This is a genomic window from Streptomyces yatensis, from assembly GCF_018069625.1.
Classification (GTDB): domain Bacteria; phylum Actinomycetota; class Actinomycetes; order Streptomycetales; family Streptomycetaceae; genus Streptomyces; species Streptomyces yatensis.
In genome coordinates this window covers 6,201,417-6,214,788 of record NZ_CP072941.1, presented here as the reverse complement: position 1 = coordinate 6,214,788, position 13,372 = coordinate 6,201,417, and the positions used below count along the sequence as shown (strand labels likewise).

The 13,372-nt window shown below is 73.6% G+C and carries 8 protein-coding genes; 2 read left to right on the top strand and 6 right to left on the bottom strand.

Translation table 11 applies throughout. From position 1 onward, the window contains the following. Positions 1-24: 24 nt before the first annotated feature. Positions 25-936 carry a permease-like cell division protein FtsX gene (gene ftsX / locus J8403_RS26075; RefSeq protein ID WP_211125278.1) on the bottom strand — a complete coding sequence of 304 codons (912 nt, stop codon included), beginning with the start codon at positions 934-936 and terminating at the stop codon, positions 25-27. A 9-nt stretch (positions 937-945) separates the two neighbouring features. Next, complete coding sequence (gene ftsE, locus J8403_RS26070) at positions 946-1,635, bottom strand: cell division ATP-binding protein FtsE (protein WP_078641768.1); 690 nt, start codon at positions 1,633-1,635, stop codon at positions 946-948. Between the two features lie 329 nt (positions 1,636-1,964). On the opposite strand from ftsE, the gene J8403_RS26065 reads away from it, so the two are divergent. Then, a complete protein-coding gene (locus J8403_RS26065) occupies positions 1,965-2,159 on the top strand; it encodes a hypothetical protein (RefSeq protein ID WP_059144539.1) in 195 nt (64 codons plus the stop codon). A 127-nt stretch (positions 2,160-2,286) separates the two neighbouring features. On the opposite strand, the gene J8403_RS26060 is transcribed toward J8403_RS26065, so the two are convergent. From J8403_RS26060 to J8403_RS26045, 4 genes are all read right to left on the bottom strand, one after another. Next, on the bottom strand, positions 2,287-2,949 hold the full coding sequence (locus J8403_RS26060) for a hypothetical protein (protein ID WP_211125277.1): 663 nt from the start codon (positions 2,947-2,949) through the stop codon (positions 2,287-2,289). A 291-nt stretch (positions 2,950-3,240) separates the two neighbouring features. Further along, the gene (prfB, locus tag J8403_RS26055; protein WP_211125276.1) at positions 3,241-4,353 is read right to left on the bottom strand and encodes a peptide chain release factor 2; all 1,113 of its coding nucleotides are present in this window, start codon (positions 4,351-4,353) and stop codon (positions 3,241-3,243) included. 40 nt (positions 4,354-4,393) lie between these two features. Next, positions 4,394-5,737: a serine/threonine-protein kinase gene (locus J8403_RS26050; RefSeq protein WP_211125275.1), complete on the bottom strand. Its 1,344-nt coding sequence runs from the start codon at positions 5,735-5,737 to the stop codon at positions 4,394-4,396. 208 nt (positions 5,738-5,945) lie between these two features. Further along, entirely contained in the window at positions 5,946-7,655 is a 1,710-nt protein-coding gene (locus J8403_RS26045) for a serine/threonine-protein kinase (protein WP_211125274.1), read from the bottom strand. A gap of 535 nt (positions 7,656-8,190) precedes the next feature. Here J8403_RS26045 and J8403_RS26040 point away from each other — a divergent pair. Further along, on the top strand, positions 8,191-13,140 hold the full coding sequence (locus J8403_RS26040; RefSeq protein WP_211125273.1) for an FtsK/SpoIIIE domain-containing protein: 4,950 nt from the start codon (positions 8,191-8,193) through the stop codon (positions 13,138-13,140). Positions 13,141-13,372: the final 232 nt, after the last annotated feature.

Genomic DNA, 13,372 nt, shown 5'->3' with positions numbered 1-13,372 from the left:
CCGGTACGGCGCCGTAGGCGAATGTCACACCTTGAGGTACTTGCGCAACGCGAAGAACGCCGCGAGCGCGGGCATGAGCAGGCCAATCGCGAGCACCAGCGGCAGCTTGGCGAGCACCGCGTCCCAGCCGATGAAGTTGATCACATCGATCTTGTCCACCAGCCAGTTGTTGACCAGGAAGTACTGCCCGCTCACCAGCAGTACACAGGCGAAGCCCGCGCCCAGCAGCCCCGCGATGGCGGCCTCCATGATGAACGGCATCTGGATATAGAAGCTGGACGCGCCGACCAATCGCATGATCCCGGTCTCCCGGCGGCGGCTGAACGCCGACACCCGCACCGTGTTGACGATCAGCATCAACGCGACGATCAGCATCAGCGTCATCACGCCGAGCGCCGCGAAGTTCATGCCGTTGAGCAGATTGAACAGGTCGCCGACCAGTCTCTTCTGGTCCTGGACCTCCTGCACCCCGGGGCGGGCGGCGAAGGCGGTGGAGATGACGTCGAAACGCTCGGGGTCCTTCAGCTTGATGCGGAAGGACTCCTGCATCTGGTCCGGGGTCAGCGAGGAGGCCAGCGGCGAGTCGCCGAACTGCTCCTTGTAGTGCTTGTAGGCCTCCTCGCTGGTCTCGAACTGAACGGACTCGACGATGTTCATCCGCTTCAGCTCGGAGCTGATCTCTGCCTTCTGGGCCTCGGTGACCGCGCCCTTGGCGCAATTGGCCGCGGTCTCCTTGTCGTTCTTATTGCAGAGGAAGATCGAGACGTTGACCTTGTCGTACCAGTAGCCCTTCATCGTGCTCACCTGCTCGCGCATGAGCAGGGACCCGCCGAACAAGGCGAGCGAGAGGGCGACGGAGACGATGACCGCGAAGGTCATCGTGAGATTGCGGCGGAGACCGACGCCGATCTCCGACAGGACGAACTGGGCGCGCATGGCGTCCTTTCAGTGCTGGTAGCCGTAGACGCCGCGGGACTGGTCGCGGACGAGGCGGCCCTTCTCAAGTTCGATCACGCGCTTGCGCATCTGGTCCACGATCTGCTGGTCGTGTGTCGCCATGACGACGGTGGTGCCGGTCCGGTTGATCCGGTCCAGCAGCTTCATGATGCCGACGGACGTCTGCGGGTCCAGGTTTCCCGTCGGCTCGTCGGCGATCAGCAGCATCGGACGGTTGACGAACGCGCGGGCGATGGCCACCCGCTGCTGTTCACCACCGGAGAGCTCGCCGGGCATACGGTCGTCTTTACCGCCCAGTCCCACCAGATCGAGCACCTCGGGGACGGTTTTCCGAATGGCGGTGCGCGGCTTGCCGATCACCTCGAGCGCGAAGGCGACATTCTCCCCGACCGTCTTGTTGGGGAGCAGCCGGAAATCCTGGAAGACGGTCCCCAACTGGCGGCGCATCTGCGGCACCTTCCAGTTGGACAGCCGCGCGAGATCCTTGCCCAGCACATGGACCGCGCCATGGCTGGCGCGCTCCTCGCGGAGGAGCAGCCGGAGGAAAGTGGACTTCCCCGACCCCGAGGAGCCCACGAGGAAGACGAACTCGCCCTTCTCGATCTCGAGCGAGACATCCCGGAGTGCGGGACGGTTCTGCTTGGGGTATGTCTTGGATACGTTGTCGAATCGGATCACTGGAGCACCACGGTGACCTGGGTAGCGGTACGGGCTGCAGCCGAAGCGGCTCCCGTCGGTGAGCGTGACCATACGCGAAGCGCGTACGGGCGCGCAGTCCGCCGTCCGGCGTGGGTGGGTTTCTTCACTGCACTATTGGGGTCAAACGGTTGACAAACCGCCTGTCGTGGCGGCTGAAACGACCACGAAACCGGTACGGATGCGGCACGGAATCGTGCGGGGCGCGCCGAACCGGACGGAAGCTGGCACAGTGGAAGGGGAACAAACCCATTTCGCTGGGCGTTGGTCCCGTGTCTACTGCGGCACCGCCGCGCGGGAGGAGAAAGCGCATGACGTACGACAGGCTCGTCTGCGCCAACTGCGCGAGCCCCGTCAGCGAGGGCCGCTGCCCGGTCTGCCGGGCCAGCAGGGAGCGCCTGCAGCAGGACGGCATCTTCGGTGGGCTGACGCCGGCCGCGCTGATAGCGCTGCTGGTGGCGCTCATCGCGGTGGCCGTGCTCGCGCATGAGATGGCGACCGCGTAACCGAGCGTTACGCAGACTGTACCTCGGGTGTGGCACACCCTCTGAACGCACGGCACACCCTCTGAACGCGCAAGGGGCCCGGAGCTCTGGAGAGCTCCGGGCCCCTTGCTGTGCGTAGAGCGCGCGATCAGGCCACGTTGTTGCGGTTCACCAGACGCGGCACAAAGCGGAAGCCGATACCGCCGGCGATCATCGTCGCGGCGCCGACCAGCAGGAACGTGGTCTCGGAGGAACCGGTCTCGGCCAGCTGCTCCTTGGCCTTGCCCTGCTCCACCGGCTTGGAGCCGACGTTGTCGGTGCCGGTGTTGTCGTCGCAGTTGGTGCTGTCGAGGTCCACCGTGCAGGTGTTCTCGTCGCCACCACCGCTGCCGCCACCCTGGCCGGGCGAGCTCGGCCCGGCGGTCGGCTCGTCGGTGGGCTCGTCGGTCGGCGGCTGAGTCGGCTCGCCGGTCGGCGGCTTGGTGGGCTCACCGGTCGGCGGCTTGGTGGGCTCGCTCGTCGGCGGCTTGGTCGGGTCACCCGTCGGCGGCTGAGTCGGCGGGGTCGGCTCGGTCGGCCCAGTCGGAATCCCGGTCGGGTCGTCGGTGGGCCCGTCGGTCGGGTCGTCCGTGCCGATGCCGACACCGACGTCCAGACCCTTCTCGTCCGCGTTGGCGGAAACGTTCACACCGCCGATACCGACATCCACACCAACGGCCGATGCGGCGCCGGCGGCGGTGAGCGATGCGCCGGCGGCGATCACCGCACCGGCAGCTATACGCGCAACGCGCAGCCGCGTCTTCTTCGTCATCTGCCTGCTACCCCCAGTAGCTGTACTCGTCAATGGAGCAGCTATGCACGGGGCAACGGCTCGGGGTGTCGCATTCTCCGCGGTCCCCATCCCTCTGAGGCGGTCCGCCGGCCCCCGTTCACACGCGCCCCAGTCATACGCATGCCGCGCGTCAGCCTTCCCAGTTTTCAGATCATCGTCAAGGCCATTGCATGCGAGATGTCCGCTATGGAAGTGGATGCGGCATGCATGGGTACAGGACTGTGACCAAAACCGTGGTGTGCGGGGCCCGTTGGGGGCGGAGCGGGAAGGTTACTTCCCCTGCTCCTGCTGCTTGCGCCAGCGGATCCCGGCCTCCAGGAAGCCGTCGAGCTCACCGTCGAGCACCGCCTGCGGATTGCCGACCTCGAACTCGGTGCGCAGGTCCTTGACCATCTGGTACGGGTGCAGGACGTACGAACGCATCTGGTTGCCCCAGGAATTGCCGCCGTCGCCCTTGAGCGCGTCCATCTTGGCCTGCTCCTCCTGGCGGCGCCGCTCGAGCAGCTTGGCCTGGAGGACGTTCATCGCGGTCGCCTTGTTCTGGATCTGCGAGCGCTCGTTCTGACAGGAGACGACGATGCCGGTGGGGATGTGGGTCAACCGCACCGCGGAGTCGGTGGTGTTGACGCCCTGGCCGCCGGGGCCCGAGGAGCGGTAGACATCCACCCGCAGCTCGGACTCGTCGATCTCGATGTGGTCGGTCTGCTCGACGACCGGCAGCACCTCGACGCCCGCGAAGGAGGTCTGGCGGCGGCCCTGGTTGTCGAACGGCGAGATCCGCACCAGGCGGTGGGTGCCCTGCTCGACCGAGAGCGTCCCGTAGGCGTACGGGATCTGCACGGCGAAGGTGGTCGACTTGATGCCGGCCTCCTCCGCGTACGACGTCTCGTAGATCTCGGTCTTGTAGCCGTGGCGCTCGGCCCAGCGCAGATACATCCGCTGCAGCTGCTCGGCGAAGTCGGCGGCGTCCACCCCGCCGGCCTCGGCGCGGATGTTCACGACCGCCTCACGGGAGTCGTACTCACCGGACAGGAGGGTGCGCACCTCCATCTCGTCGACCGCCTTGCGCACGGCCTCCAGCTCGGCCTCCGCCTCGGCGCGGGCGTCCGCGTCGCCCTCGGCGTCGGCCAGCTCGAACAGCACCTCGAGATCGTCGATCCGGCCGCGCAGCTCCTCGGTCCGGCGCAGCTGCCCCTGGAGATAGGAGAGCTTGCTGGTGATCTTCTGCGCGTTCTCCGGGTCGTCCCACAGGGACGGGGCCGCCGCCTGCTCCTCGAGCACGGCGATGTCGGCCCTCATCTTGTCGAGGTCCAGGACGGCCTCGATCGACCCCATGGTCGAGGAGAGGGACTTCAGCTCTTCGGATACATCGACGACTGCCACGGGACCAGCGTAACCGCTACCGAAGACTGACCGTCCCCGGTCATGGCGTACCGGGGTCCTGGGAGGCGGAGTGCTCGCCGCCCTTGGGCGGATCGCCGCCGTCGTCGCCGCCCGCCACCAGCCAGCCGCCGAGCCCCACCGCGACCAGGGCGGCCAGCGTGACCGCGGCCACCTTGAGCCGGCGGCGGCGCAGCGCGCCCGCGACCGCGGGGTTACGGGCCGAGCCCGCCCGGCGCTGGCCGTGCACCCGGGGGGCGCGGGCGGTGCCGTGGGCGCCGCCCGCGAGCTCGTCCGCGCTGGGCACCCGCATGCTGGTGTGGGTCTCGCGGCTGGAGTCCGGCACCGCGCCGGGAACCAGCGGCACCGCGCCGCGCCGTCGCGAGGGCGTGGGCGTGGGGGCGGGCCCGGCGGCGGGCACCGAGACGCCGCGGTGCGGGGTCTGTGCCTCCGCGCCCTCCCGCCGCTCGCCCTCCTGCTGCTCATCGGGCTCGTCGATGTCCAGCGGCGGGTATCCGGCCAGGCTGGGCAGCAGCTCGCGCAGCCGGGTGGCCAGCTCGGAGGCGCGCAGCCGGGAGGCGGGCGCCTTGGCCAGGCACTGGAGGAGCAGTTGCCACAGCTCGTCGGGGATCCCGGGCAGCGGCGCCACGGTCTCGGTCACATGGCGGCGCAGGATCGCGCCCGGATGGCCGCCGCCGAAGGGCGTGAAGCCGGCCAGCATCTCGTAGAGCACCGTCGCGAGGGCGTACACATCCACGCTGGCCCGGGGCGGCAGCCCCTCGACGATCTCGGGCGCGAGATAGTCCGGGGTGCCGATCACGCTGCGCGGGTTCGGCGAGCGGCCCTGGGAGGAGGCCCGGTCGCGGGCCGGCTGGGCGCGGATCGGGGTCGGCTCGTCCACCAGGCGGGCGATGCCGAAGTCGGTGAGCAGGGCGGGGTGGGCACCGCCGGGGCCGAGCGGGCCCCCCATGTCCAGCAGTACGTTCTCCGGCTTGACGTCGCGGTGGACGACCCCGGCGGCGTGCGCGGCGGACAGCGCGTCGGCGATGTCCACCGCGATCGCGACGGCGGCCTCGGGGGCGAGCCGGCGCTCGCGGTCGAGCCGGGTGCGCAGATCCGTACCGCGGATCAGGTCCATGACCAGCGCGAGGTCATTGCCGTCGACCACCAGGTCGCGCACCCCGACCACCCGGGGGTGGTCGAGGCCGAGCAGTACGGTGCGCTCCTGGACGAAGCGCTCCACGAGCTCCTGGTCGGAGGAGAGGTCCTCACGCAGGAGCTTGATGGCGACGGGGCCCTCGGGTCCCTCGCCCAGCCACACCGTGCCGGCGCTGCCGCGCCCCAGGAGCTGGTGCGCGGTGTACCGACTGCCGATCTTCCGTGACAAGACTGCTCCGAATCCTCCGACAAGGGGGGCACGTTGGCGACAAAGCTACGCGGCTACTGGCGCGTTGGGTGCACCAGACAACGCCAACTGTCACTTCTGCGGCGGAAAACACCCTTCGGATGTCGACAAATCACCGGAGTCGGAGGTGGGGAGGCGAGGATCCGGCCGGAGAGTCGGGCCGGAAACGGCGATGGGTGACGCCGACGGATCAGCTGCTGGGGCCGCCCAGGTCCTCGATCCACTTCTGGACGTCCTTGGCCCAGCCGGTGACCGCGTCCCAGTAGCTCTGCCCCTCGGCGATCCAGTCCTTGAGCGGGGTCAGCTCCCAGACCAGCCAGGAGCCGATGATCAGGACCACGATCACGAACAGACAGCCCTTGAGGCACCCCAGGCCCGGGATCTTCATCCGGTTGGGGCTGGAGCCGCGCTGCCGGGGCTCCCGGCGCGGCTCCGGCTGCTGCGGCGGCGGGGCGTAGCGCTGCGGCTGGGGCTGCTGGGGGTGGTGCGGCGCCGGGGCGTACTGCTGCGGCTGCTGCTGGGCGTACGGCGGCGGCTGCTGGCGGCCCCGCTGGCGCTGCGGCGGCTGCTGGGGCTGCTGATACTGCTGCGGCTGCTGGTATTGCTGCTGCTGATACTGCTGCTGGGGCGCCGGGCGGTGCGGGCGGCGGCGCAGCGGGTCCTGGCTCGGGTCGAGGTACTGGACCTGGGTCTGCTCATTGCGGTCGCGGGCCGCGCGCAGCTGGTTCTGCCAGGGGTGCGGATCGTCCTGGCCCGGCGGCACGGGCGGCATGGCGCGCGTCGGATCGGCGCCTCCGGCCGGGCCGGAGCCGCTCGGCAGCACCTGGGTGGGGTCGGCGTTGCCCCCGGCGTTCGCCCCGGTGGTCGGCATCACATTGGTGGCCGCGGCAGGGTCGTACGAGGGGGTGCCCCCCGGTGCGTTGGGGAGCACCTGGGTCGGGTCGGCCGAGTCCCCGGGCCCGGTGTCCGGGACCGGCGCGGGCGCCGGGTCCGGGGCGAGCAGCGCGGCGACGCCGAGCGCCGCCTCGGCCTGCGCGGCGGAGGCGTGCACCCCGACACCGGCGGCGACCACGCGCAGCGCCTGGGCCAGGTTCTCGGCGCTGGGGCGCTCCTCGGGCCGCTTGCGCAGACAGCGCTCTATGACGGTCCACAGCGGCTCGGGCACGGTCGAGGGGCGGCGCGGCTCCTCGCTGAGGTGGCGGTGGAGGACCTCGAGGGCGGTGTTGCCGGCGAACGGCGGACGGCCGGTGACCAGCTCGTACAGCATGATGCCCGCGCCGTAGATGTCCACCGCGGAGGTCTGCGGACGCCCCTCGGCGGACTCCGGCGCCACATAGGCGGGGGTGCCGACGAACTCCTGGGTGCGGGTGAGGCCGGGTGAGTCGGCCAGGCGCGCGATGCCGAAGTCGGTCAGCATCGGGTGCATCTCCTGGCCCTCACCGGTGCCCGCGAGCAGCACGTTGGCGGGCTTGAGGTCGCGGTGCACGACGCCGTCGGCGTGGCTGGCGGCGAGCGCGTCCGCGATCTGGGCGGTGAGCAGGGATGCGGCGACGGGGGTGAACGGGCCGTTGCTGCGCAGGTACTTGTGCAGGTCCGGGCCGTCGATCAGGTCCATGACCAGGGCCAGCAGATCACCCTCGACCACCAGGTCACGGGTGCGGACGATATTGGGGTGGGTGAGCCGCAGCAGCACCGAGCGCTCGCGGAGAAAGCGCATGACGATGTCCGCGTCGTTCGCGAGCTCCTCCTTGAGGACCTTGATCGCGACGGTCTCGCCGGGCTGCCCGGCCACGGCGGCCTCGGCCCCCGCCGCCTCCCGCTGGCTGGCCCGCCATACGGTGCCCGTGGCTCCGCGCCCGAGCGGCTCCTCGAGCAGGTATTTGCTGCCTACCGGCCGCACGTCATGCGCTCCCTGATCGTGGTCTTACATCGGTGGTCTGCGATGGTCTGCTTGCTGCTCTGCTGGACTGCTCTGCTTGCTGCCTTGTTCGCTGCCCTGCTTGACGGTCTGCTTGTGGTGCTCGTCCGCACCACTGTAATGGCGACGCACGGTGAGCCCTATCCGATCACCACACCAGGGCCCGGCGCGGGGGAAGACGTGTGATCCGGACAGATGGTTGCCAGTGTTGGTCCGGGCCGCTCGATCGCCGCTCGAACCGGCACCCGCGGGCGTCTCAAGGGCGGCCGTTCCGGTCGCAATCAGCCAGTTTCGGCCGACTAGCCGACCAATCAAGATCATGTGGCGCCGGGCGGCGGGCGAAGTGTCGGTGGCAGGTGCGAGGATGCAGGCAGCACGAAGCGCCGAGCGGTTGGGGGCTCACGCTCCGTGACCCGTACGACCCCGTACGGACCTGTACGTGCCGAAGGGCCTGGGGGCGGTGGTGGGGGTCGGCACCCCTGCCCGGCCCCCCGGACAGAAGGGACCGTTGACGGCGATGCAGATTCGGCTGACCGTCCTCGGGCCGCGCAGCGCCCACCCGGGCCGTTCCGGCCACCATCCTGCGCCCGCGTCCGCGCCGCATGCCCTCATGGGCGCGGTGGACGTCCTGGTCACCGCCCCGGTCGGCACGGCCCTCGCCTCGGTGGCCAGTGGGCTCGCCGACGCGGTCGCCGCGGCCGGGTACGAGGCGGGGGGCGGCAGCGGTGGCGGCGGCGCGGTGGTGCTGTACGCGGGCGGTGAGCGGCTGGACCCGCAGCGCTGTGCGCTGGGCGAGCCGCCGCTGGTGGACGGCGCGGTGCTCTCCCTGCACACCCCGGCCGACCCCGACTCCGGCCACTACCCCGGCTATCCCGGCCTCCCCGAGACCGCCGTGGCCGACGCCACGGTCCATCTGGACGTGGTCGCGGGGCCCGACGCGGGCGGCGTCCATCTGCTCCACGGCGGCCAGGTCCGCATCGGCCGCTCCGCCGACGCGGACGTCCCGCTGGACGACCCCGACGTCTCCCGGCTGCACTGCGCGGTCACGGTCGCCGAGGACGGCCGCGTGACCATCGCCGACCTCGGCTCGACGAACGGCACCGCGGCCGACGGCGTCCCCGTGGGCACCCATCCGGTGCCGCTGGAGCCGGGGGCGCTGCTGCGGATCGGCGAGTCCGCCCTGCGGCTGCGCGTCCCCTCCGCGGATTCCGCGCTCCCGTCGGCCCCCGCGCGCCTTCCGGTCCACGCGGACGGCGAGGGCCACCTCCGCGTCACACCCGCCGGTGACCACCCCACCCACGCCGAGGGCCCCTGGACCGGCGCCCCCCAGTCCGCCCCCACCCACTCCACCGAGGGCACCTGGACACCCCCGCCCCACCACCCGGGCACCGGCTGGACCCGAGTCACCCAGCCCGGTGACGAGCCTCACTCGGCCTCCGGGGCGCGCGACCCCCGCGGGGGCGAGGAGAGCTGGAGCCCGGGCCCGGGCGCCGCCGGAGATCGCGGCAGGGGCGCCGCCGGAGCGCGCGGCGCGAGCGCGGGGGCCCCGGGCCGCGGCGCAGGCACCGGGGCCCCGGGCGGAGCGGGCGGCCAGGGCCACCGGGGCGACGACGGCTGGAGTCGCCCCGGCACGGGCGCCGCCGGAGCACGCGACGCGGGCGCCGGGGCCCGGGGCGGGACGGGCCGCCACGACCACCAGGACGACGGCTCAGGTCGCCCCGGCACGGCAGCCACCGGAGCGCGCGGAGCGGGCGGCCAGGGCCACCGGGACGACGATGGCTGGGGTCCGGGCACGGCAGCCACCGGAGCGCGCGGAGCGGGGGCCGGGGCCCGGGGCGCGACGGACGCCCATGGCCACCGGGACGACGGATGGCACCCCGGCGAGGGGGCCGCCGCTGGGAGACGCGGCGGCACGGGCGGTCACGGGTCCGGACACGATGACCAGGACAGGCGTGCTGACCGCCGGCCGACCGGGGACGGCTCGGTGAGCCCGGGCGGATCCCCTCACGGCGCCGCGGGCGCCGGTCGGCGCGGTGAGCGGCCACGTGGCGAAGAACACGGCGAAACGGGCGGACGCGGGCGGGGCCAGCAGGGGCCCACAGCCCTTGGCGACCAGCCGTACGACGACCCGTCCACCACCCCCACCCGACGCGGCGAGCGCGTCCCCCGGCCGGGAGCCGCCGGACACGGCCCCGCGGGCCAGCCCGAGCGGCCCGCCCAGGACCGGCCCGGCACGGGCGGCAGCGGCGGGCAGCCGCACGGTCGAGGGCGCGGCGAAGCCCCCGAGCGTGCGTACCCCGGCGGCCAGCCGGGGTCGCGCGGCGGGCAGGGCCCGGCCGACCGCTCGGCCGACCCCGGCCGCACAGGCCACGGCCCGCCCCCTCGCGACGGGTACCCCGACGACTCGCCGTACGGCGGCGCGGGCGCGGGCCGCGACGCGGGTTACGGCGCCACCCCGGGCGGCGGGCAGCCGTACGGCCAAGGGCGCGGCGACACGGACGGACGCGGCCGACGCCCCCAGCGGCCCTGGTCCGCCGGCAACCAGCCCGCCGACGCGAGCCCCGGCGGCTCGCCGTACGGCGGCGCGGACGCAGACCACAGCCGCCACCACGGCGGCGACGCCGACTCCGAGCGGCAGCCGGGTCCGGGCGCGGGTTACGGCGCCGCCCGGCGCGGCGGGCAGCCGTACGGCCAGGGACCCTCCGCCACCGGCGGACAGCCCGCCGACGCGGGCCACCAGGGAGCGCCGTACGACGGCCCATCAGCCGCTTCCGGACAGCGCGGCCCCTACCCCGGCGGCCAGCCGGGCGCTGGACGGCGCGGCGGCCACAGCTCAGCCGACCCCGGCCACGCGGGCCGGGGCGGGGCTCCAGCCGACAGCGGACAGCGCGGCGGACGCGGCCCGGGCGACCGATCGGCCGACGCCGGGCGGCCGGAAGCCGGGGGCTCCGGGGCCGGCGGCCCCGGGCGGCGTGGGGCAGGCGATCGTACGCATGCCGGGGCCTATGCGCTGGATGCGCCGGGGGCGCAGGCGCGGCGGCGGGGGATAGGGGCCTGGGTGCGGCAGTTGGCCGGGGGGAAGGCGGCCGAGCGGGTCGGGGCGCGGCAGGACGGGGGCGGGCGGGGCGCGGCGGAGCGGGCGGCCGCGGAGGCGGAGCTGCTGCAGCGGCGGTGGCCGGATCCGGCCACCGTGTTGATGACGGCGCTGGGGCCGGGCTCCCGGTTGTGGGAGCGCACCCAAGGACATCCGGACGCGCTCACCGTGCGTCTCGGCTCGGCCGACCAACTGGCGGCCGACGGCGGGCTGCTCGTCGCCGCGCCCGTGACCGTCGATCTGCGGCGGTGCGGTTCGCTGGGGCTGGCGGGGCCGCGGGCGCGGGTGGCGGGGCTCGCCCGGTCCGTCGTGGCGCAGTTGGCGGCCCTGCACTCACCGGCCGCGCTGGAGATCGTCCTGATCAGCGGCGAGGAGCGGCTCGCGGAGTGGTCGTGGCTCGGCTGGCTGCCGCAGCTCCAGCCGATGCGCGGCCAGGACTGCCGCCTGCTGCTCGCGTATGACGGGGAGCAGGCCACGGCCCGTACGGACGAGTTGACCCGACGGCTGGAGGACGGGCCGCTGGGCCCCGGCTGGGCGAGTGCCTCCCCCGCCGCCGCGGCGGCCGCGGCGGCGCGCCACGTCGGGCCGCGCACCGTGGTGGTCGTGGACGGCGCCCCCGGTCCGGCCGCGCTGCACAACACGCTCGCCCGGCTGGCGGTGAGCGGTTCCGCGGCCGGGATCCATCTGCTCTGTCTGACCGAGGCGCCCGCCGCGTCGCCCGTGTCCCCGCTGCCGATGAGCTACGAGGCCGCGTGCGCCGCGTCCCCGGCCTTCGCGGCCTCCGGGGTGGCGGCCGTGCTGAGCGGCGATGTGGCCACGGGGCTGCAGATCGTCCATGGGGACAGGGAAGGGGACGGGGACGGAGCCACGTCCGGCATTGCCGGGGTCACCGGTGTCTCCGGGATCACCGGCGCGACCGGCGCCACCACGACCGTCACCGTGGACGCGGTGTCGGCGGCGTGGGCCGAGCGGTTCGCGCGGGCGCTCGCGCCCCTGCGCCCGGCCGCCTCCGCGCAGGGCGGCGCGTTCGGCGGCTCCGACGGCCCGCCGACCGTTCCGCTGCCGGATTCGGCGCGGCTGCTGGACGAGTTGGGCCTGGCGCGGGCCACTCCCGCGTCGCTGCTGGCCCGTTGGGCGGCCGCGGCGGACGAGGCCCCGGCGGGCGGCCGGGCGCTGGCGGTGCTCGGCGCCGGGCCGCGCGGCGCGCTCGCGGTCGATCTGGCCGCCGACGGTCCGCACGCGCTGATCGACGGCACGGCGGGCACCGGTAAGACGGAGTTGCTGCGCTCGTTCGCCGCGTCGCTCGCGGCCGCCGAACGGCCGGACCGCCTCGAGCTCATCCTCGTCGACGGCGCCGGGGCCGGAGCGGGCGAGGGGTTGCGGGTCTGCACGGATCTGCCGCATGTCTCGACGCATCTGGCGGCCACCGACCCGGTGCGGATGCGGGAGTTCGCGCAGGCGCTCAGCTCGGAGCTCAAGCGCCGCGCCGAGTTGCTGGACCGGCTCGACTTCACCGCCTGGCACGCCAGCCCGCGGCACGGCGATGGCGAGGGCGACGGCCGAAGTGACGGCACCGCCGACCCGAGCAACACCGCGGGCTCCCCCGGCGCCGGTTCCGCCCGGGTCGTCTCGCCCCGCCCGCCCGGCGACATCGATCCGCCCCCGAGCGACACCCTCCACACGCTCAATCTGCGCGCTCAGCGCACCGCGAGCGCGGCAGCGGCAGCGGCAGCGGCAACCACCCGCTCCCGCCCCTTCCTCCCCCGTCTCGTCGTGCTCGTCGACGACTTCGACGCGCTGGTGGCCCCGGCCCTCGGCAGTCCCGGGCGCCCGGCGGCCGGTTCGGTCGTCCGTGCCCTGGAGGCGATCGCCCGCGACGGCGCCCGCCTCGGGGTGCATCTGGTCGTGGCGTCCGGCCGCCCGGACCGTACGGCGGACACGGTGGCCGTCGAGCGGGCCGGACTCCGGATCGTCCTGGACCCGCGCCCGCTGGACCCCGCACACCCCGCCCACCACGGGGAGGCCGAGCGGCCCGATACGGCCCCCGCCGCCTCGCCACGCTCGGTCACATCCACCCCCGCAGCCGCAGCAGCCCCGGGCGGCGACCCGGCACCGGGCCGTGGGCGGCTCTTCCGCCCGGAGGACGCCGGAGGGACCCCGTTTCAGGCGGGCCGGGTGACCGGACGGATACCGCGCACCGCCACCCAGCGGCCCACCGTCGTGCCGCTGGAATGGCGGCGGATGGGCGATCCGCCCGCCCGCCGGCCGCTGCGCGAGCTGGGCAACGGCCCCACCGACCTCGCACTTCTCGCCAGTGCGCTGCAGCGCGCCGCGCAGTCCGCGGACGCGCCCACCGCACCCGCACTGATCTGACCGCCCCCGATCACCCGCTGTCCGCCCCTGCCCGCCATACGCCACACCCTGCCCGTTTCCTGACCGTTCCCGGGCGATCCCGTCGCTCCTGACCGGCTTTCCGAGCCGTTCTGCCCAACCTCCCGTCTGACCCGCCTGCCCCGTTCTCTGCCGATCGTTCATCACGGCCCGGTCACGATCCGTGAGTGAACGCCGGACGCAGTATTGCCACGTTCGGTGACCGGGCGTAGGA